This is a genomic window from Bifidobacterium sp. ESL1118, assembly GCF_058505595.1.
In genome coordinates, this window is sequence record NZ_CP196371.1 from 229185 (window position 1) to 248073 (window position 18889).

At 56.8% G+C, this 18889-nt stretch carries 19 protein-coding genes and 3 tRNA genes; 18 read left to right on the forward strand and 4 right to left on the reverse strand.

Annotated features, from left to right (window positions below; genetic code table 11):
- Positions 1–31: 31 nt before the first annotated feature.
- From ACSYSS_RS00790 to ACSYSS_RS00820, 7 genes are all read left to right on the forward strand, one after another.
- The gene (locus ACSYSS_RS00790) at positions 32–1534 is read left to right on the forward strand and encodes a T7SS effector LXG polymorphic toxin (RefSeq protein WP_491703640.1); all 1503 of its coding nucleotides are present in this window, start codon (positions 32–34) and stop codon (positions 1532–1534) included.
- Entirely contained in the window at positions 1518–2411 is an 894-nt protein-coding gene (locus tag ACSYSS_RS00795; RefSeq protein WP_491703641.1) for a hypothetical protein, read from the forward strand. Before ACSYSS_RS00790 ends, ACSYSS_RS00795 begins: the two co-directional genes overlap by 17 nt.
- Positions 2395–3279, forward strand: coding sequence for a hypothetical protein (locus ACSYSS_RS00800; protein ID WP_491703642.1), 885 nt, complete (start codon positions 2395–2397; stop codon positions 3277–3279). The genes ACSYSS_RS00795 and ACSYSS_RS00800 overlap by 17 nt, the downstream gene beginning before the upstream one ends.
- Entirely contained in the window at positions 3236–4168 is a 933-nt protein-coding gene (locus ACSYSS_RS00805) for a hypothetical protein (RefSeq protein WP_491703643.1), read from the forward strand. The genes ACSYSS_RS00800 and ACSYSS_RS00805 overlap by 44 nt, the downstream gene beginning before the upstream one ends.
- A complete protein-coding gene (locus tag ACSYSS_RS00810) occupies positions 4152–5000 on the forward strand; it encodes a hypothetical protein (protein WP_491703644.1) in 849 nt (282 codons plus the stop codon). Before ACSYSS_RS00805 ends, ACSYSS_RS00810 begins: the two co-directional genes overlap by 17 nt.
- 97 nt (positions 5001–5097) lie before the next feature.
- Positions 5098–5478 carry a DUF4176 domain-containing protein gene (locus ACSYSS_RS00815; protein ID WP_491703645.1) on the forward strand — a complete coding sequence of 127 codons (381 nt, stop codon included), beginning with the start codon at positions 5098–5100 and terminating at the stop codon, positions 5476–5478.
- A gap of 3 nt (positions 5479–5481) precedes the next feature.
- Positions 5482–5895 carry a YwqH-like family protein gene (locus ACSYSS_RS00820; protein ID WP_491703646.1) on the forward strand — a complete coding sequence of 138 codons (414 nt, stop codon included), beginning with the start codon at positions 5482–5484 and terminating at the stop codon, positions 5893–5895.
- 110 nt (positions 5896–6005) lie between these two features.
- Here ACSYSS_RS00820 and ACSYSS_RS00825 read toward each other — a convergent pair whose 3' ends face one another.
- Entirely contained in the window at positions 6006–6260 is a 255-nt protein-coding gene (locus ACSYSS_RS00825; RefSeq protein WP_491703647.1) for an EsaB/YukD family protein, read from the reverse strand.
- Positions 6261–6442: 182 nt separating this feature from the next.
- Between ACSYSS_RS00825 and ACSYSS_RS00830 the strand changes: the two genes are divergently transcribed.
- Positions 6443–8053, forward strand: coding sequence for an FHA domain-containing protein (locus ACSYSS_RS00830; RefSeq protein WP_491703648.1), 1611 nt, complete (start codon positions 6443–6445; stop codon positions 8051–8053).
- A 114-nt stretch (positions 8054–8167) separates the two neighbouring features.
- Positions 8168–8740, forward strand: a complete 573-nt coding sequence (locus tag ACSYSS_RS00835) for a hypothetical protein (protein ID WP_491703649.1) — start codon at positions 8168–8170, stop codon at positions 8738–8740.
- Between the two features lie 102 nt (positions 8741–8842).
- Here the strand turns inward: ACSYSS_RS00835 and ACSYSS_RS00840 are convergent, their stop codons facing one another.
- Positions 8843–9256 (reverse strand): OsmC family protein, encoded by a 414-nt coding sequence (locus ACSYSS_RS00840; protein ID WP_491703650.1) that lies wholly within the window; start codon positions 9254–9256, stop codon positions 8843–8845.
- A gap of 371 nt (positions 9257–9627) precedes the next feature.
- Here ACSYSS_RS00840 and ACSYSS_RS00845 point away from each other — a divergent pair, with 371 nt between their 5' ends.
- The 4 genes from ACSYSS_RS00845 to ACSYSS_RS00860 all read left to right on the forward strand — a co-directional run bounded on the left by ACSYSS_RS00845 (position 9628) and on the right by ACSYSS_RS00860 (position 13000).
- Positions 9628–10590, forward strand: coding sequence for a zinc-binding dehydrogenase (locus ACSYSS_RS00845; RefSeq protein WP_491703651.1), 963 nt, complete (start codon positions 9628–9630; stop codon positions 10588–10590).
- A 75-nt stretch (positions 10591–10665) separates the two neighbouring features.
- Positions 10666–11535 (forward strand): thymidylate synthase, encoded by an 870-nt coding sequence (locus tag ACSYSS_RS00850; RefSeq protein ID WP_491703652.1) that lies wholly within the window; start codon positions 10666–10668, stop codon positions 11533–11535.
- A 273-nt stretch (positions 11536–11808) separates the two neighbouring features.
- The gene (locus tag ACSYSS_RS00855) at positions 11809–12468 is read left to right on the forward strand and encodes a dihydrofolate reductase (protein ID WP_491703653.1); all 660 of its coding nucleotides are present in this window, start codon (positions 11809–11811) and stop codon (positions 12466–12468) included.
- A 16-nt stretch (positions 12469–12484) separates the two neighbouring features.
- Positions 12485–13000 (forward strand): low molecular weight protein-tyrosine-phosphatase, encoded by a 516-nt coding sequence (locus tag ACSYSS_RS00860; RefSeq protein WP_491703654.1) that lies wholly within the window; start codon positions 12485–12487, stop codon positions 12998–13000.
- 124 nt (positions 13001–13124) lie between these two features.
- On the opposite strand, the gene ACSYSS_RS00865 is transcribed toward ACSYSS_RS00860, so the two are convergent.
- Positions 13125–13200: transfer RNA gene (locus ACSYSS_RS00865), tRNA-Phe, on the reverse strand.
- A 37-nt stretch (positions 13201–13237) separates the two neighbouring features.
- A tRNA-Asp gene (locus ACSYSS_RS00870) sits at positions 13238–13311 on the reverse strand.
- A gap of 95 nt (positions 13312–13406) precedes the next feature.
- Between ACSYSS_RS00870 and trmB the strand changes: the two genes are divergently transcribed.
- The 5 genes from trmB (at position 13407) to cydB (ending at position 18784) form a co-directional block, all read left to right on the forward strand.
- On the forward strand, positions 13407–14291 hold the full coding sequence (gene trmB / locus ACSYSS_RS00875; RefSeq protein WP_491703655.1) for a tRNA (guanosine(46)-N7)-methyltransferase TrmB: 885 nt from the start codon (positions 13407–13409) through the stop codon (positions 14289–14291).
- A gap of 119 nt (positions 14292–14410) precedes the next feature.
- Positions 14411–14482: transfer RNA gene (locus ACSYSS_RS00880), tRNA-Glu, on the forward strand.
- A gap of 562 nt (positions 14483–15044) precedes the next feature.
- Positions 15045–16223 (forward strand): NAD(P)/FAD-dependent oxidoreductase, encoded by a 1179-nt coding sequence (locus tag ACSYSS_RS00885; RefSeq protein ID WP_491703656.1) that lies wholly within the window; start codon positions 15045–15047, stop codon positions 16221–16223.
- 75 nt (positions 16224–16298) lie between these two features.
- Positions 16299–17744, forward strand: coding sequence for a cytochrome ubiquinol oxidase subunit I (locus ACSYSS_RS00890; protein WP_491703657.1), 1446 nt, complete (start codon positions 16299–16301; stop codon positions 17742–17744).
- Positions 17741–18784 (forward strand): cytochrome d ubiquinol oxidase subunit II, encoded by a 1044-nt coding sequence (cydB, locus tag ACSYSS_RS00895; protein WP_491703658.1) that lies wholly within the window; start codon positions 17741–17743, stop codon positions 18782–18784. The genes ACSYSS_RS00890 and cydB overlap by 4 nt, the downstream gene beginning before the upstream one ends.
- Positions 18785–18889: the final 105 nt, after the last annotated feature.

Consider the following 18889-nt stretch of genomic DNA (forward strand, 5'->3'; position numbering starts at 1 on the left):
GTTGTTTCGTTTCTGGTCTAGGGGGGTTGTGATGGGGTTTGATGTGAGGTCTTCGGATGTGGACGGGCTGTACCAGTCCGTGTCCGCCTATGCGAGGCAGTTGGATTCCGCGGTGAATGAGCTGCAGACGGCCATAGACGGTTTGGCGGGCGACGGCGGGTTCACCGGTGCTGCGGCGGCCAATGTGAAGGCGTATTTCTCCGAGGTCCACGGGGGCGTGGCCTCGGCGCTTTCCGAGTTGGCCTCTGGCCTTAAGGATGATTGCGCGCGGTATGTGAATGCGTATGCTGGTGTGGATTCCTCGCCGTCCTTCAGATTCAGCGATGCCGTGCTGAGGAAGGCGGGTGACGGCATGCAAGGGTATTCGAACCGTGACCGGCGCCTTGCGGAGGATCTGGCGACCGTGTTGGGGTCCGTGGGTGACATCGTCTCGATTGCGAATCCGCCGGTGGGCGGTTTGGACGCGGACCTGCTTGCCGCCAAGTCGGAGGCTTCGGATACGTCCTCGAAGGTGGCCGGGGTGGAAAGTAGTTATGCTTCAGTGGCGGGCGGTTTGGCCCAGCTGGAAGCGGCCCTTCGGTCGGCGATGGCCTCCTGCGGTGCCAGCGGGTCGGCTGGATGTGGCTATGTGAAGGGCTCGTTTGCCAAGAGCGGGGCGGGTGCCGCTCTGAGCTCCGCGGTCGCGTCCTCCGCCAAGGGGCGTGAGGGATGTGCCAGACTGGTGAAGAAGATTGACAAGGCTGTGGATGCCCGGCAGCGCAAACGCACTGAAGATGCTTCGAAGGCGACGGGAAGGGGTGAGCGCATCGGCGAGAATGTCGTGGATGCTTTCCTTGGAAGGCCGCTTTTGAGGGCTATAGGCGGCAAAGTCAAGCGTGGCACGATGGAAGGCCGCAGCCTTTGGGGCAAGGGGGTGCACCGCGCCGACGTAACTGTGCTGAAGTTGGAGGCTAGGGCCAAGGGTGTTGGCTCCAAGGCGCTGGACTGGCTCAAAGTGAGCGATGGCAAGGTTGCTAAGGGCCTCAAGGGAGCTGTCGGCAAGGCGGACAAGAGCGTGGACGGGTTGCTGAGCCATCTACCCTCGTACAAGCACAGCCAGGTGGCCAAGGACCTGAATCAGACCAAAGCGGTCAAACGTCTGAATGCGTTCAAAGGAGGCAAGGCGATCAAGGGCCTCGGCATCCTTGGCACGGTGGTCGGTGTGACATCGGATGCGGTTGGGCTGAATGCGAAGGGCTATGACAATGCCCAGACGATTGCCTTGACGGCCACTCATTTTGCCGTGGACGCGGCGGCCTCCGCCGCCGGAGGAGTGGCGGGAGAAGGAATAGGAACGGTGGCGGGAACAGCCATTGGAGGTCTTGTCGGTCTTATAGGAGGACCGGGTGCTGTTGCTCTTGGTATGTCAGCTGGTGCTGCGATTGGTTCGGCTGTGGGCGGAATATTGGGCAATATCGGTGCCGGCTGGTTTTCGAGCGAGGTGGTTGACGATGCGATTGATGGGATGGTGAGGCCCGATGGCAGGAAAGGGTAATGTTGGTTTCGGTGTTCGGGATGATACTTCTCGTCTGCGTCTGTTCCGCGATTTGGGGCTTGGCGTTGTGGGCAATGATGGACATTTAAGCGCCGTGTGGCATTGGCGGAGTCGTTCGTTTTCGTGGATTGTCTTCTCGGATATACCCAAAAATGTCAATGACAAGGCATATGGGGTCGTGGCGGTGGTTCTTACGGTGGCGAGTATGTTCCCAGGCTCGTTGGGTGCCGTGGGCTTGGTGCGTGCTGCGTCAGGAGTGTCTAGTGTGCGTCTGGTGGATGTGTTAGGCCCGGTGTGGTTCTGGCTGCTGCCGTTCCTACCTGCATTCGTTGGCTGGGTGCTGGCCGAGTTGTGGTCGGTGCGCCGGTACAACCGCTGGCAGGAGCCTGCGGACCCTTCGTTGGAGGAACGCACTAAGTATGTGGAATCGCTGTTGGAGGTGGGGTACAGGCATCCGACGGGCGAGGGCCATTTCCCCCGTCTGAAGATACCGTACCTAGGTCTGATAATTCTATCTTTAGTTATGGCGGGGTGCACAGCATTAATGGAGTGGGTGTTGTGGGATACGGACAACATCCTGGTCATGGTCGTGTTTTTGTTGGGGCTGGTATTAGTGGAGTGGGGTGTGCTGGTGCTGGTGCTGCTTGTGCTTCCTCGTTTGTTGTTGTTGTTGTGTTTGGAGCGGCGGTGCAAGGCTGAGTTGGCGGCCCGTGGCGAGTCTTTGGATTCCGTTAGGCCACGGAAGGCGGTGCGTCGTGGGAAGCGTCCCGTCGTCTCGCGTCCCTGTGGTGCCGGCAGTGCGCGGGATGCTGGAAGGCAGTCCGGCCATGGTGAACGTTCGTCTGGGGCGGTGAAGCCTAATGATGAGAAAAAGTGATGGCGACTTGGCGGTTTGCTCGTTGCCTCGGTTGCATGCGTTCCGTGACATTGGTCTGGGGTATATGGGCGACATGTCTAATCTGGGTGCGGTGTGGCATTGGCGTACGCGTTCGGTGACGTGGATTGTCTTCTCTGGTGAGGCCAGGAAGATGGACGCCAGGTTGTATGAGGTGGCGGCCGTGGCGCTTGCGGTGGCCGGCGTGCTTCCTGGGCCGTTGGGTGCTGTGGGCTTGGTGCGTTCAGCGTCGGGTGTGGTACGTGTGCGTTTGGTGGACGTGTTGGGCCCGGTGTGGTTCTGGCTGCTGCCGTTCCTGCTGGCGTTCGTGGGCTGGGTGGCGGTCGAGTTGGATCAGGTGCGTCGGTACAACCGCTTGCAGGAGCCGGTGGACCCCTCGTTGGAGGAGCGTGCCGGGTTTGTGGAGCTGGTGTTGGAGGAGAGTTACCGGCATAATGATGGCGTGGGTCTTCTCCCACGGTTGAGGACGCCTTATCTGATGTTCGGGCTCGTTGCTGCAGTGACAGTGGGGTGTTCGGCTTTGATGGAGTGGGTGCTGTGGGATACGGACAACATCCTGGTCATGGTCGTGTTCCTGTTGGGGCTGGTATTAGTGGAGTGGGGTGTGCTGGTATCGGTGTTATATGGATTGCCACGTCTGGTGGTGTTGTTGCATTTGGAGCGGCGTTGCAAGGCTGAGCTGGCGGCCCGTGGCGAGTCGCTGGACTCTGTTAGGCCGCGGAAGGCGGTGCATCGTGGGAAGCGTTCCGGCGGGTCGCGTTCCCGCGGTGTGGGCAGCGCGCAGGATGTTGGAAGGCAGGCCGGCCATGGCAAACATTCAGGGGTCGGTGGTTCTGATGGCAGGAAGTAATGATGCGAAGAGCGTGTCTGATTCGTTGCCTCGGCTGCATGCGTTCCGTGATATCGGTCTGGGTGTCTTGGGAAATCCTGGTGATGTGTCGCGTCTGGGTGTGGTGTGGCATTGGCGTACTCGTTCGGTGACGTGGATTGATTGTTCGGGCACTCCGCGTGAGCTTGCGGACAAGGCGTATAACGTTGCCGCAGTGGCCCTTGCAGTGGGTGCGCTGCTTCCGGCTCCGGTGGCTGTGGTGGGTCTGGTGCGTTCTTCGGCTGGTGTGTCGCGTTTCCGTCTGGTGGATGTGTTGGGCCCGGTGTGGTTCTGGCTGCTGCCGTTTCTGCTGGCGCTCGTGGGCTGGGTGGCGGTCGAGATGTTTTCGGTGCGTAGTTACAGCCGTTGGCAGGAGCCTGCGTACCCCTCGTTGGAGGAGCGTGCTGGGTTCGTGGACACGATGCTGGAGCAGACTTGCCGTCATAACGTTACAGAGGGTGAGCTGCTTCCCCGGTTGAAGATCCCGTATCTGACGTTCATACTGATGCTTGCATTGGTGGTTGGGTGTGTGGCTCTGTTGGAGTGGATCCTGTGGGTGGCGCGCAACATCCTTGTTATTGCCGTGATGTTTGTTGGTCTGGTGCTGTTGGAGTGGTGTGGGATGTTAATAGCGTTCTCAGAGTTGCTTCGGTTGCCGTTGTGGCTGCATTTGGAGCGGCGGTGCAAGGCTGAGTTGGCGGCCCGTGGCGAGTCTTTGGATTCCGTTAGGCCACGGAAGGCGGTGCGTCGTGGGAAGCGTTCCGGCGGGTCGCGTTCCCGCGGTGTCGGCAGTCCGCATGATGCTGGAAGGCAATCCAGCCATGGTGAACGTTCGTCTGGGGCGGTGAAGCCTAATGGTAAGAAAAAATGATGGCGGCATAGTGTCTGGCTCGTTGCCTCGGCTGCGCGCATTCCGTGATGTGTGTCTGGGTGTGCTTGGCGATCCTGGTGATACTGGTCGTCTGGGGGCGGTATGGCACTGGCGTAGCCATTCGGTGTCTTGGATAGATTGCTCGGCCACCACGGGGGACATAGCGGCACGCATCTATACGGTGCTTGCGCTATTGGCACCTCTCTCAAGTCCGGTTTTGATCAGTGCGATGGTTCATGGTATGTCCAGAGGTGGCAAGGTCCGTGCGGCGGATGTTCTAGGACCGGTGTGGTGGTGGCTGATTCCCGTTCTGGGCGGTATCGTCGGCTGGGTGTTCATGGAGTTGGGGTCAGTACATAGCTGCAACTATTGGGGCGTGTCAGCGGATCCATCCCTTGAGGAACGAGCCGGATATGCGGAGGTCATGTTGAATCAGAACTACCGCCATGTCGGTGGTGCAGGCTTCGAAATGCCCTATTTGAATTCTCTCATCGTATGGGTTGCCCTTGCTGTGTTCACGGGCTGTCTGGTTTGGCTTGAAATGACTCCCGAGACTGTTGCCATCCTTGTGGTGGATGAACTCGCTCTGGCGATTGTGATGTTCGCCTGGGTTGCCATTTTTTGTGCATTTGTTCCACGTCTGATGCTGTTGTTGCATTTGGAGCGGCAGTGCAAAGCTGAGCTGGCGGTCCGTGGCGAGTCGCTGGACTCCGTTAGGCCGCGGAAGTCGGTGCGTCGCGGGAAGCGTTCCGGCGGGTCGCGTTCCGGTGGTGTCGGCAGCGCGCAGGATGTTTCAAGGCAGGCCGGCCATGGTAAACGTTCGTCTGGCTGACTTATTGGCGGCGCTTTATGCAAGGTCTTGTTAGCTTACAGATGGTGTTCTTGGTTGTATTTTTGTATAAAAATGAATATATGAAAGGTTGATTGATATGAGTGATGTGAAGCAAGGCAGCGGCTCCGCTGATGAAGCTGCCGAAGACGAGAATCCGATTCTACCGATGGGTTCGGTGGTTCGTCTGGTGCCCGATGGTGCGCTGGTGATGGTCACGGGGCGTGGGGCGCTGACTGTGCAGGAGGGGGTGAAAGGCTGGTTCGATTACGTTGGTGTGCCGTATCCGTTCGGTGTGGCTGACGGTGACGCCTTCCTGTTCTTCAACCGTGAGGATGTGCATGAGATTGAATATTTCGGGTACGTGAACGCGGACGAGCAGGTGTACGCGGCGAACTATGACGACGAGGTCGCCAAGAGTCCGTATCCCAAGCTCACCGTGCCGAAGGACGATGAAGATGGTAAGGGTGGCGAGGAGTGAACCATGGCTGAGAAGTATGAGCTGGACCGTCAGATAGCTCAGAGCAGGTCCTGCATCGTTTCCGCGCAGACGGATAATAACAACATCGACAATCGCATAGCTCGCCTGAAGCGGGCCTTGGGGCAGGTTGACGGTGTGTACCAGGGTTGCAAGCGGCTTCGCCGTGATGTTTCGGGTTGTAATCCTGGGTCCGGCTGGCAGGGGGATTGCCGGAATCGTTTCAATCGGAAGCACAGTGCCGCCGAGAGCAGGGCATCGGCCTATGAGCGCGCTGTCGACGGCGTCTACGACCGGATTAAAGACGAGATACGCAATCTGAACAACAGGAAGAACGACAACCTGGGCTTCATCGGCGATTGCGAGGATGTAATCAACAACTGCCTCAATGCGTTGCAGAAGATGGTCCACGACTGGTAGAGCGTTGTGGTGACTGAGAGCGGAGGCCGGGTGGATTCCAGCGAAGAAGGTCGGTGAGAGAGGGGAGGCTGGTGAACGAGTGTGAGGCTCTTCTACCTGTTTCCTTACTTTCAGACGAGCACGAGCTGCGAGCCGTCGACGAGTCCTGCGGCGTGGATGGTGATTGCAGGGTTGAGCAGTCTGCCGGTGCGCTTGTCCATGAGGGCCTTGTCGCCCTTGTCTGTATATCGTTCGGTCTCCTGTTTGGCCAGGATGGATGCGATGAGTGCCGTCGCGCTATGGATGTTCATGTCGGCGGGGACCTTGAGGTCGTAGGAACGTTGCGTCGCCGGAAGTGTGATGTTGAGTATGGTCTTGCTGCCCATGGTCGCCTGCCTTGTCGTATGCTTGTAGTGTGCCCGACTGCCATTCTAGGTTACATGCAGCATACTGCATGGTGCAAGCGGGGCTGTGTGGGTGGTTGTTGTGAGTTGTCAGTGAATGGTTCGCCTTTAGGGTGGCATGCCGGGATATTTGTCTGCCGGCTGTATTTCGTAATGGTGCAAGGGTGGTGTTGGCTGTGGTGAAGGAACGGAAGCTGCATGACAGGCGCACGGGTGCGCAGACGCTGGTGTTGCGCACCACGCGCGGGGAGTCGCTGGACTACAAGCTGGCCGAGCGACTGCGTGAGGGGCGCGATTCCTCGCTGTTGCCGTTCAAGTATGAGTCCAAGAACGACGGCCATAAAAGCACCTTCTATTATGACATCACCGGTTGTGTGACGTTACGCAGCTATCTGGCGGTGGGCATATCGGGGGCGCAGTATGTGCAGCTGCTGCGTTCCATCGCTCGACTGGGTGATTGTTCCTCCTCCACGGGTCTGCCGTTGGAGGCCGTTCGGTTTGACTTGGATTCGGTGTATGTCAGCGGCGGCGACCTGTTGTTCTGCTGTGTGCCCATTACGCCTATGGCTTCCGGGGGCGCGCAGATCCTTTCACTGCTTGCCGTCCTCGCCAATGCATCTGCCATTCGGTTCGTGCTTCCCCAGGATGCGCGGCTCACGGCGGTCACCGGCGACTACGTGAAGCGGGCATCGATCTTCTCATCGTTTGATTTCGACGATTTCCTCTCCAAACGCTTCGGTATTGGCCCTGGAGATAGCGCTGGAGTTGCTTCTGGGAATGGTGCTTCTGAGGGTGGCGCTGTGGGTTCGGCGGGTGTCCGGCGCGCTCCGAGCGGGGTGGCTGGCGAAGGCCCAGCGGCTGATGTGTTTTTTGACCCCTTCGATGCAGATGCGGCCGCAGTAGGGCGGGCAGATGGTGATGGTCGGGCTGTTTCTGAAGATGTACGTCACGCGGATAACCGTTCCGCAGATGAGTCTGATTCCGCTCTTTTTGCCGCCGGTACAGGTTCTGCAACAGGCCTGGTGCCATCGGTAGGGAACCATGCCAGGAACCCCGTCGCCCAATCCGCGTCCGAGCCTGAGCCTTCAAACCCCGGCACGCGACTCCTTGGTGCCTCGGGTCAGCTGGGTGAGCGATTGCATGGTGTTGGGTCTGCAGCCTCGGCCGGCGGATGGGCCTCTTCGGACAGTGCTAGGTTCGTCTCTGCCGGCTCGAAACCATCTGCCGGCTCGACTTACGCACCGAAGAATTCCGCTTCGAGGGATTCGGCTTCGGCGGCATTCTCTGAATTTCACGCCTCTTCGGCGGCATCAGCAGGTTCTGCTTTGGCCCCGGCCAGTGCGAATGCAAATCAGGCCAACCCTATTGTGGCTTCGACGCCGGTTTCTGACCAACCCATTGTGGATCTGGCCCAGCGTCCTGTAGCCGTGAGGCCTGAAGTGGATGGTGCTCCGAAGGCTCCGCAGACGGGTGCTGCCGGCGCTGAGTTCCGCATTATTCTCGACAGGGATGGCTCCTGTTTGTGCAGGGCCAGAGTTGACGCTTCGGTGGGTCGTTCCTCGCGTTGCGTGGCGCGTATCCGTGGAAATACAAACGTGAGTCGCATGCACGCGCTCGTAACGGATATGGGAGGCGGCAGGTTCTGTGTGGAGGACTTGGGCTCAGGCAACGGCACGGTGGTGCGAGGCGTGCGGCTCGCAAAGGGTGAGCGCGCCGAGGTGAGGGCCGGGGAGCGCTTCAACGTGGCCGATGAGGTGATTCACGTCGAAGTATGATGGCGGTTGTGACCTGTGCGCGTTTTGGTGTTTCCTGACTCTCATGCGTTGGCAGTGCCAATCTTGAGCCTGGTGGCATTGAGCGATAGGGTCGCAGTGGGAAGGTGGTTGGTGGTGTCTGATTCTGGTTGGTTTGGTCTGGCTCGTCCGGATGGGTCGCGGCGCTACCGGTTTGTGGATGAGCGTGTGGATGGCTCGCTGCTGCCGGTGGATGGCTCGAAGTGGCGTGTGAGGCATTACAAGTCGATGCGCCGCAGGACGAGGAACTTGGGCCGCTATTGTTTCTTCGCGACAGTGTTTTTTGCCGCAATTGCCGCGTTTTCCATCTGGGTGGGTGTCGACAACAGCTATGGGACGGCGGATCCGATGTATGTTTGGCTTGGTGTGGGTGTGTTGTGCATGGCGTTGTCGATGGTGCCTCAGGGGGTGTTCGCGTTGCGTATGGCGCGGGGCCTGTCGGCGTTGTCGCTGTGGCGGTTCCGTGTGGCGACGCGTGCGGGCCAGGGGCTTACGGTGCTGTGCGGTCTGCTGCTGATGGGTGTGGTGGATGACAGGATGATGGCCGTGATGGTGTGTCTGCTGGCGGTGGTGCCTGGGTTCGTATACGGTATGATTCGTGATTTCATTGTGGAGGTGAAGCCGGGCGGTTCCGGTGTCTATTCGACGGCGGGCTCGCGCTGGTGGTGATTGGAATGCCGCAATTTAAACTTGCCACTTCGCAGTAAACATGCAGAAAAACTGGTCAATGACCTGTTGAGCATCAGTTAACCAGAGCTCACCGTCGCAGTGCTACTTGCGCACGGTAATTTCCATACGCACTGGCGTGGCCTGTTGGTAGGTATGCTTGACGGTGCACCCCTTGTCGATGTGGCGCTTGATGCGTTCCTTGAGTTTTTCGGCATCCTCGTCGCTGATGTCAGAATTCGTGGCGTCCACCACCACCTGCTCATCGAAGGAGGTATATGCGTCCTCATCGTTGTTGTAGGTGCCGTCCACCACGATCCTTGCGCCCCTGCCCTCGCCGAGTGTGTTCTCGATGGGGAATTGGCTGGAAAGCGCGCCGCACGCGGCCAGCGCGACTTTCATCAAATCTCCGGGGTTGAAAAGCCCTTTGCCATGCCCGAACTTCAGGTGAGCGCCTTCGTCGCTGAATGCATCCCATGAACCGTCCTTGTTGCGCTCAACCCATAGTCTTTTAGCCATGTTGTCTCCTTGCGAGCTTGATGTTGTTGTATGGTGTTCCCGTCTAATTCTAGCGCGCGGCATGGGCTGCTACCGGGAGAGAGTCATTGACTTGGTTTCGTGTATCTTGATAAAGACAACGATTGCAAACGATATGCTTTGGTCATGGTGGTTTTTATCTATTTTTGTCGCGAGATGCGATCATTGGGACGTTCCATGTATTATATTTATATAACTATTACCAAAATGATAAATTGTCTATCTTTGTTCAGCCATCTGCAATACAAAATGGATTAATTTGTACCATGATAAACGGGTGAGGCAATAATTGTGGTCCATCGTTGGATTGTAGGTTGGGTTACGGCGGAGCTAGACGATATATATGGAAGGGCATGTCTATGAAAGCATGGGAATTTAATGGTGCGGGTAACCCGCTTGTGCTCAAGGAGGTTCCAGACCCTGTGGCGGGGCCGGGCGAGATCGTTATCGACGTCCAGGCCGTGGGCTTGTGCCATTCCGATGTGTCTGCGCTCGACGATCCGAACTGGGCCGTCAACTTCAGCCGGCTTCCGGTGGTGCTGGGCCATGAGCCGGCCGGTGTTGTTTCGCAGGTGGGTGAAGGTGTGACGAATCTCAAGGTCGGCGACAGGGTGGGCGTACCTTCCGGCCCGCCGAACAACTTAGGTTATTCACGCAACGGTGCATATGCTGAGAAGACCTGCGCCATTGCCGATGCCGTTGTGAAAATTCCCGATGGGGTTGATTTCACTGTTGCGGCCGCATGCACTGATGCGGGTAACGTAGCCTATCATGCCGTGGTCAACCGCGGCCATGTTCAGAAGGGCGAGAAGGTCGCTATCATCGGCGTTGGTGGTCTTGGCCAATTTGGAGTCCGCATCGCATCTCTTCAGGGTGCCGAGGTCTATGTGGCCGAGCCCAAGGAGTCTCAGTGGCGGATGGCCAAGGAACTTGGTGCGGTCAAATGCGCTAAAGACATTCGCGATTTTGCCGGCATGGGTCTGGACGCGGCAATTGACTTCGCTGGCTTTGGAACCACATCCACCGGTGCTATCGATGTGGTCAAAGAGCATGGCCGCGTGGTGCAAGTGGGTATGGGGCGCCTTGAGTTCCCGTTCAACTCGAACAACCTCATCATCCATCAAGTGGACTACATAGGTTCTATGGGCGGCGGTATTGACGACCTTTCGGGCGTATACAGTTTGCTTGGCCCAGGTCGTCTTGAACCAAGGGTCGAGGTTATCCATTTCGATCAGATTGATGAGGGTCTCGATCGTCTGCGCCATGGTCAGGCCAACAATGGCCGCCTCGTGGCTGACTTGCGTCTCGACAAGTAATCGATGACAGATCAGTAGCGGTTCGGTGGGCTGGCGGGTTTCCGTCAGCCCACCTTCACTGTTACCATAGATGTCATGTTGACTCCTGAACAGCTTGAAGAAATTCGCACCCGCATCCCTGCCCGCCCCGAAACCGACATTCCTATGCCGTATGAAGATTTGGTTCGCAAGATCCTTACGGAGGGCACGCTCAAGGGCGACCGCACCGGCACCGGCACCATCTCCCTGTTTGGCCAGCAGATGCGCTTTAGCCTCAAGGATTCCTTCCCTCTGCTCACCACCAAACGTGTCTATTTCAAGGGCATCGCCTACGAGCTGTTGTGGTTCCTCAAAGGTTCCAGCAATGTGCGCTGGCTGCAGGACCACAACGTGCACATCTGGGACGAGTGGGCCGATAAAGATGGCAATCTGGGACCGGTCTACGGCGTGCAATGGCGGAGCTGGCCCGCGCCCACTGCCGATGATCCGGGCCGCACCATCGATCAGATTGCCAATGTGCTGAACCTCATCAAGACCCAGCCAGATTCCCGACGTATGATCGTCACCGCCTGGAACCCTGCCGAGGTCGACCAGATGGCGTTGCCGCCCTGCCATGCGCTCTTCCAGTTCTATGTGGCCGATGGCCGTCTTTCCTGCCAGCTCTACCAGCGCTCGTGCGATATGTTCCTGGGTGTGCCGTTCAACATTGCCTCCTACTCGCTCTTGACGCTCATGATGGCGCAGCAAGCGGGCTTGGAGCCAGGCGAGTTCGTTTGGACAGGCGGCGACTGCCACGTGTACGACAATCACATCGACCAGGTGCTGGAGCAGCTGAGCCGCGAGCCCTATCCATACCCACAGATGAGGATTTGCAAAGCCGATTCGATTTTCGACTACACCTACGAGGACTTCGAGATCGTCAACTACCAATACCACCCCGCCATCAAGGCCCCTGTGGCGGTGTGAGAGCGCAGATTCGTGCTCGGTAGGGAGATTTGTTCGTAATCGTAAATTAATAAGATTCAGAAACGTTGGAATTACGCCATTCTTGTTTATTCTGATTCCAGTGGATTTGAGAGATCTCCCTATCGAACGAAAATCTGACCCGCTGACGCACGATTATCATTGACTATTGCACCGGCGATTTCGCTGTGAGTTCATGTTGCGGATTTGGCCTTTACGCGGTCTGAGCGATTTTGTAGAATATATTTCGTTTATCACTCTCAAGGAGAATCTGAAATGGAGCATGACAGTAGTCGCAGTGGCTATCACGAACCCGAGCCCGGGTATGCCGGGCTTGCAGAGACCGAGGATTGGGGAGACGACGAAGTCAAGACCTTCTCGGTGAATCTCATCTGGGCCTGTGCCCAAAGTGGAAGCGGTCGTTATAATGCATTGGGGCTCAATGGTGGCATGCCATGGCATTTGCATGAAGACATGCGTAGGTTCAAGGAACTGACCGTTTCCCATCCTGTCATCATGGGGCGCAAAACCTGGGACTCGCTCAATCCTAAGTTTCGCCCGCTTTCCAATAGGGACAACATTGTGGTTTCGCACTCCCCGGATTTCAAGGCCCCGGGTGCCACGGTGGCCACGAGCTTTGAAGATGCCCTCGATTTGGCTCGCCAAGAGGCCATTCCTGACGACGGCCTCGATCGCGGTGAAATCTGGGTCATCGGCGGCGCACAGGTTTTCAAGGCAGCCATGCCCTTTGCCAACAAGGCGTATGTCACGTACATCCGCAAGACGGTGGATGCGGACACGCACGCCCCCGACATGGAAGATATGGTGCGTTTAGGCGCGTGGCATGTCTTGAATGAGGGTGGCTGGCAGACCCCGCACAAATCGGAGGATGGCATTGAAGCCTACCGTTTCGTGGACTATGCCAGGAACGAGTAGCGCGAGGAGATTGTTGATGAACGAGCGTAGGCCATATACCGTCATGACCGTGTGCACGGGGAACATCTGCCGTTCTCCGATGGCCGAAATCATCTTGCGCGCTCGATTCGAAGAGCGTGGGCTGGGGCAGGCCGTCCGAGTGGAGTCGAGCGGGGTCAGCGATGAGGAATTCGGCAATCCCATCGATCCCAGGGCCGTTCGTGTGCTACGCGCCCGTGGATACGAGATTCCTCGGCATCATTTTGCCCACCGCATCACGCCCGACGAGATTGAGGAAAGCGACCTCTTCTTGCCCATGACGGCCTCGCACATGCGAGCGCTGCTACCTCAGTTGCCAGCAAGCAAACGCGGTGAGGTGCATCTATACCGCAGTTTCGACCCGGCGCTGCCGAAGCCGGCTCCTGGCCGTGAATCCGAAATCGATCTTGTCGATCCGTGGTATGGGGGCCCCAAGGATTTCGACCTCGCCATCGATCAGATTGACGGTGTGGCGCCCTATATTGTCGATTGGGTGGCGCAACGCTTGGACTAAGTCCTACGTGACTCGTGCCGAAATGCTCTCTGAGTCGTAGTAAGAGATGCTTTTGACACATGATAGTCATTTTGTCTATTTTAGGAATCGCCCTATGGTTTAGCGCAGGAAAGAATGCAGACAATGGTGGCTCCGAGCGGTATCGATCCGCTGACCTAACGATTTTCAGTCGTTCGCTCTACCAACTGAGCTACAGAGCCATAGAAGAGCCCGCTCAAACCGAACGTGAACTTCAAGCGACTCCGGCCGGACTTGAACCGGTGACCTCCGCCGTGACAGGGCGGCGCTCTAACCAGCTGAGCTACGGAGCCGTGGTTGCTTCACAAAACAACCGAAGAAAAGTCTACTTGGAAATCTGGACGCGCGCAAATTTTCCTCGTGTCTGCGTGTCGCTACACTGGGCGATATGTGTGAACATGATGGAATACGCGCCTCACGGTCTTCGTGCGCCGGTGCGCGAGAGTGCGGGCCTCGGCCTGAACAATCGGTGCGCCGCGGTGTTGTGTCATTCGCCTTACGCAACGGCCATATGGACGACCGCCTTCAGCGGGCGTGGGCGAAGTATGCAGGTCGCTATTTGCTCGACGTGGGTGCCGATGCGGTCGACGTACGGCAGGCAGCACCGCACTCCCTTGATGTGCGCCCTGGGTTTCGTTTCAGCAGGGAATTTGTCAGGCAGTCGTGGGGCAACGATAACCCACTCATTGTGGAGATCGGCACGGGGCAGGGAGAGAATATTGTGGCAGCAGCCCAGGCTCGTCAGGACTCCGACTTTCTGGCGGTGGAGGTCTACGACCATGGTGTGGCCCATACCATGTTGCTGGCTGGCAAGGCGGGTCTGAGCAATCTACGCATCGCCCAGGTCAATGCCCCTGAGCTCATTGACCGTGTTGAAGCCGGCGTGGTCAGCGAAGTCTGGACGTATTTCCCTGATCCTTGGCCCAAAATGCGGCATCATAAGCGTAGGATTGTTCAGCCGGCGCTTGCTTCTTCCATTCACAATGCGCTGAGAGCCGGTGGTTTGTGGCGCCTAGCCACCGACATCGAGGACTACGCCTTGCACATCCATGAGGTGATGGATTCTCGAACGGATTTTGAGAATGTGGGAGGGCTTACGGTTTCCCTACCCACCCAGCATGTGGGGAAGGGTACGGCAGACGAGGCAGCAGCCCTGCCGCACGCCGATTTCGCTGAGTCCCACCGATTCGACGGCCGGGTGCTCACCAATTTCGAGCGCAAGGGATTGGCGGCGGGCCGTACCATCCATGATTTCACATATCGTGCACGGTAAAAATCTCGAATGAGCGCAGATATGGCTATTAAGAGCAAAGTAGTGACCGTGGCATGTTGTCTGTGCAACATGCCGACTTGCCTCGGTCTGTGCCATATTTTATGATAATAAGGTTGTTGGCCCCCCTCGTCTAACGGTTAGGACACCAGACTTTCAATCTGACAACGAGAGTCCGACTCTCTCGGGGGGTACTTCTTACAATTGTGGATGAGGCTAAGCTCATTCATTCTTGCGCTGCTTCCATTTTGATGATTTGTTGCCATCAAGCCCCTGTTCCTTGCATGGCTTGTTGCCAGAGATGCGGGTTCGGACTGGATGGAGTGCATCCGAGCGCCGTATGCATGGGGTTGCACGTCTGGTGTGTGAACAATGGGCGTTCATGGACACTCGATTCAAGCGGCTAAATGGTATTTGGTGCGGTGGGGCATTGTTCACATTCCGCCTGTTGCGAACGAAGTGAGAATTAAAACGTTTGACATACCGGTTAGGTTTTGTTTTGCCTAAAGCAATGATGTGGGGTGGTTCCCTTCGTCTTGATTGTTCGCGTTTTGCTTGAAAATGAACGAAAATGTTGCAGTTGGAGTGTTTGGAGTGTTCTGTGAATTCTCCTTGCATGCACATCAACTGAAATTGATTGCAAATGATGTTCCATGGTGGGATTAAAATGCTTAACTGAAAAGGATGTAAGAAGTTCGGTTTCGATTATCTGTTGCTGAAGCCGCGACGTAGAGGCTGCAGCCTTGGAGGAGAAAAATGAAAACTGTGGTTATTGCAGGTGCCGGATATGCGGGTTTGCGTGCAGCGAAGAAGCTTTCGCACGCGAACCTGGATGCACGCATCGTGCTCATCAATAAGAACCCGTACCATTACGAGTCAACCCAGCTGCATCAAGTTGCTGCTGGCACCAAAGATCCGGAGGACATCACATTCGATATTCGTGATGTGGAGCGTAAATCCGTCGATGTCGTCATCGATGAGGTCACGCAAATAGATAGGGCCGCCCATACGGTGTTGCTCAAGGACCACGAACCCATGGCCTATGATTACCTGCTCAACGCATTGGGCTTCGAATCGGAGACCTTCGGCATCAAGGGCGCTGAAGAGAATGGCTGGCCCCTTGTCGACATCGACACGGCCGTGGCCGCCCGTAACCACTTGGAGTCCACGCTTTGTCGTTACAACACGAGCCACGACGAGAACGACCTACACATTGTGGTGTGTGGGGCCGGCTTCACCAGCATCGAGTATTTGGGTGAACTGGTTTGGCGCATGCCAAAGCTGGTCAAGGAATACAATTTGCCGTCTGACAAGATCCGCATCGACTGCATCGAGGCGGCTCCCAAGATTCTTCCCATGTTTGAGGAGCATCTCGGGCAGTGGGCAGTGAAGTATCTGGAAGGTCATGGTGTCAGTTTCCATGCCTCGACCCCAATCACAGAGGTAACCCCTGATAGTGTGGTCAGCAACGATACCCAGTACAAGGCCAATACGATTATCTGGACTACTGGCGTGCGCGGCAGCAGCGTCATTGCGAATTCCGGGTACGACCAGAAGCGTAATCGTGTAATCGTCAAGGATGATCTTTCCGTTGAAGGCAATCCGAACGAATTCCTCATCGGTGACGTTTCCGCCGTTCCGAATCCGGACGCCGGCGGCAGGCCATTTCCTACCACCGCTCAGATTTCCATTGCCCAGGCGGATTGCGCTGCGGACAACGTCATTGCCCTGCTCAGTGGGAGGCCTACAACTAAGTTTGCGTTCAAGAGCGTCGGCACCGTATGCTCCTTGGGTCCGCACACGGGTATCGCTCAGCTCGATGCCCTTGGAGGCATGAAACTTAAGGGCTCGAAGGTTCAGGTCATTAAGAAGATGATAGCCGACCGTGCAGTGCTTGAGTTGGCTGATATTAAGACTATGCTGGAAAGTAACTGACATATATTCTGCTTTTGTTGCAGAATATGGGATTTATAAATGTGCAAAGAGAGAGCATAAGAAAGGAGTGGCGGAATGAATATTCTTGATTTATCGCGGTTCCAATTCGCGATGACCACTGTATTTCATTTCTTCTACGTGCCACTGAGTATTGGTTTGGCGTTTACCGTAGCCGTGATGGAAACTCTGTATGTCGTCAAACGTAAGCAGGTGTATTTGAGGATGACGAAGTTCTGGGGGAAGGTGTTCCTCTTGAGCTTTGCCGTTGGTGTCGTAACCGGCATCATCCAGGAGTTCCAGTTCGGCATGAACTGGTCGAATTATTCTCGGTTCATGGGAGATATTTTTGGTGCTCCTCTGGCCATTGAGGCCCTGTTGGCGTTCTTTATGGAGTCCACATTCATCGGTGTGTGGATGTTCACGTGGAACCGTTTCAAGCCGGGTGTGCATGCCATCTTCATTTGGCTGACCTGGCTAGGTTCCACCATTTCCGCAGTATGGATTTTGGCTGCCAACAGCTTCATGCAGCATCCCGTGGGCTTCCGTATCGATCCCAAGGACGGCCATGCCAAGATGACGAATTTCTGGGCCGTCATCGGTAATCCGCAGTTGTGGAAGGCTTTCCCGCACGTCATCTTCGGCGCGCTGATGACAGGTTCCTTTGTCATCGTCGGTATGGCGGCGTTTGGCCTACTGAACAAGAAGCAGGTGGGCAACCGTGAGTTCTATGTCTCTTCATTGCGCGTGGCGGCTGTGATCGCGCTGGTTTCCGCCGTGCTGGTCATCATCGCAGGCGATCAGCAGACCATGGAGATTATCAAGGACCAGCCCATGAAGTTCGCGGCAACTGAGGGTATCTACAACGATACCAAGGATCCGGCCGCATGGACGGTCATCGCACTCATCAACGAGCAGGCGAAGACCACAAAGGGAATTGAGATTCCGGCCATGCTTTCGCTGTTGGCGTTCCACAGTCTGCATGGCTCTCTGAAAGGCATGAACACCTTGAACCAAGAGTTGCTGACCAAGTTCGGCAAGGCTCATCCTGAGATTTCGAACTACTACGTGCCCACTAATGTGCTGTTTTGGAGCTTCCGCTTCATGGCCGCCGTCGGTTTTGCGGTGCTCATTCTCGCAGCTTTGGCCCTTTGGTTCACACGCCGTAAGAAGAACACTCTGGCCGACAGCCGTTGGAAGCTGTGGGTGTTGGGTGTTTGCCTCTACCTTCCGTTCATCGGCAACACCGGTGGCTGGCTCATCACCGAGCTCGGTCGTTACCCGTGGCTGGTGTACGGCCTGCAGACCATCGCCGATGGTGTTTCGCCCACCGCAACGGTGCCCAGCCTACTGTTCACCAACATCGTCTACTTCCTATTGTTCCTGTGCCTGGGTGGCGTCATGATTTTCTACTCGCACCGTACGTTGCGCCAGGGGCCGCAGTCTATTGACGACAAGGAGAACGAGAAGGATGCTTTAAAGGCCCCGGCTCGTCAGGCCGAAAGAAAGGTGGCATTGGCATGAGTATGGTAGATTTTCTTCAGCTGCTGTGGTTTTTTGTCATAGCTTTGCTGTTTGCGATTTTCCTCTTCTTGGATGGCATTGATTTCGGTGTCGGCATGGCCACTCGTCTGGTGGCTCGCAACGGCGACGAACGCGCGCTCTACATGCGTGCGGTCGGCCCGCATTGGGATGGTAACGAAGTGTGGCTCATCACCGCTGGCGGTGCCATGTTTGCAGCCTTCCCACTGTGGTACGCCAGCCTGTTTTCCGGCTATTACATCCTGCTGTTCCTGGTGCTCGTCGGCCTCATTCTGCGTGGTGTCTCCTTCGAGTTCGCCGCCCACGCCATCACCGAGCGTGAGCGCAACGTGTGGCAGTGGGCCAACTTCATTGGCAGCGTTGTGGCCCCGTTCTTCCTGGGCATGATGCTTACCAGCCTCATCCAGGGCGTGCCGATGGACGCCAAGCAGAACGTTCACGCAGGATTCTTCGACGTAGTCAACTGGCTCTCCATCGTTGGCGGCGTGGCTGTGGTGTTCTTCAGCTTCGTGCATGGCCTGCACTTCCTGAGCCTCAAGCTCGACAAGGAAGATTCCCGCCACATGCTCAATGTCAGTGAGAAGGTCTACTGGATTGCCTACCCGGCCTTGGTCGTCTTCGTCATCCTCGCCTTCTTCTTCACTGACTTCTACAAGGTGCGTACGTTCTCCACACTGTTCATCACCGTGGTGATTCTTGCGGCCACCATCTGCGGACACGTGGCGGCTACGAAGAAGCGCGGCGGCTGGGCGTTCATCTCGTCCGGAGTCACGCTCGCAGCGGTGATTGCGTTCATCTTCAATGGCATGTTCCCGCGCGTCATGGTCGCCAAGGATGCCTCGAAGAATCTGCTCTACACCACGGCGTCCGCTTCTCCGTACACGCTGAAGGCCATGACCATCGTGTTGTGCATCTTCTTGCCCATCGCGCTGATTTACTTCTGCTGGAGCTATTACATCCAGCGCAAGCGGTTGGTCTACAAGCCCACGCAGGTCGCTTCAGTGCAGCCTGCCCAGGCCTGATGGTTCAAGGCTGGTCAGCTGGTGACTGACGAAATGCCCGATGTCTGCAATGTTCCTATCCCGATGAGGGTGCGGGACTGAGACATCGGGCATTTTCTGTTGCAA

Excerpts from the sequence above, each read along its gene's own strand:
- ACSYSS_RS00790 (WP_491703640.1), top strand. The coding sequence starts at position 32 with ATGGGGTTTGATGTGAGGTCTTCGGATGTGGACGGGCTGTACCAGTCC.
- ACSYSS_RS00795 (WP_491703641.1), top strand. The coding sequence starts at position 1,518 with ATGGCAGGAAAGGGTAATGTTGGTTTCGGTGTTCGGGATGATACTTCT.
- ACSYSS_RS00800 (WP_491703642.1), top strand. The coding sequence starts at position 2,395 with ATGATGAGAAAAAGTGATGGCGACTTGGCGGTTTGCTCGTTGCCTCGG.
- ACSYSS_RS00805 (WP_491703643.1), top strand. The coding sequence starts at position 3,236 with ATGGCAAACATTCAGGGGTCGGTGGTTCTGATGGCAGGAAGTAATGAT.
- ACSYSS_RS00810 (WP_491703644.1), top strand. The coding sequence starts at position 4,152 with ATGGTAAGAAAAAATGATGGCGGCATAGTGTCTGGCTCGTTGCCTCGG.
- ACSYSS_RS00815 (WP_491703645.1), top strand. The coding sequence starts at position 5,098 with ATGAGTGATGTGAAGCAAGGCAGCGGCTCCGCTGATGAAGCTGCCGAA.
- ACSYSS_RS00820 (WP_491703646.1), top strand. The coding sequence starts at position 5,482 with ATGGCTGAGAAGTATGAGCTGGACCGTCAGATAGCTCAGAGCAGGTCC.
- ACSYSS_RS00825 (WP_491703647.1), bottom strand. The coding sequence starts at position 6,260 with ATGGGCAGCAAGACCATACTCAACATCACACTTCCGGCGACGCAACGT.
- ACSYSS_RS00840 (WP_491703650.1), bottom strand. The coding sequence starts at position 9,256 with ATGGCTAAAAGACTATGGGTTGAGCGCAACAAGGACGGTTCATGGGAT.
- ACSYSS_RS00845 (WP_491703651.1), top strand. The coding sequence starts at position 9,628 with ATGTCTATGAAAGCATGGGAATTTAATGGTGCGGGTAACCCGCTTGTG.
- ACSYSS_RS00850 (WP_491703652.1), top strand. The coding sequence starts at position 10,666 with ATGTTGACTCCTGAACAGCTTGAAGAAATTCGCACCCGCATCCCTGCC.
- ACSYSS_RS00855 (WP_491703653.1), top strand. The coding sequence starts at position 11,809 with ATGGAGCATGACAGTAGTCGCAGTGGCTATCACGAACCCGAGCCCGGG.
- ACSYSS_RS00860 (WP_491703654.1), top strand. The coding sequence starts at position 12,485 with ATGAACGAGCGTAGGCCATATACCGTCATGACCGTGTGCACGGGGAAC.
- trmB (WP_491703655.1), top strand. The coding sequence starts at position 13,407 with ATGTGTGAACATGATGGAATACGCGCCTCACGGTCTTCGTGCGCCGGT.
- ACSYSS_RS00885 (WP_491703656.1), top strand. The coding sequence starts at position 15,045 with ATGAAAACTGTGGTTATTGCAGGTGCCGGATATGCGGGTTTGCGTGCA.
- ACSYSS_RS00890 (WP_491703657.1), top strand. The coding sequence starts at position 16,299 with ATGAATATTCTTGATTTATCGCGGTTCCAATTCGCGATGACCACTGTA.
- cydB (WP_491703658.1), top strand. The coding sequence starts at position 17,741 with ATGAGTATGGTAGATTTTCTTCAGCTGCTGTGGTTTTTTGTCATAGCT.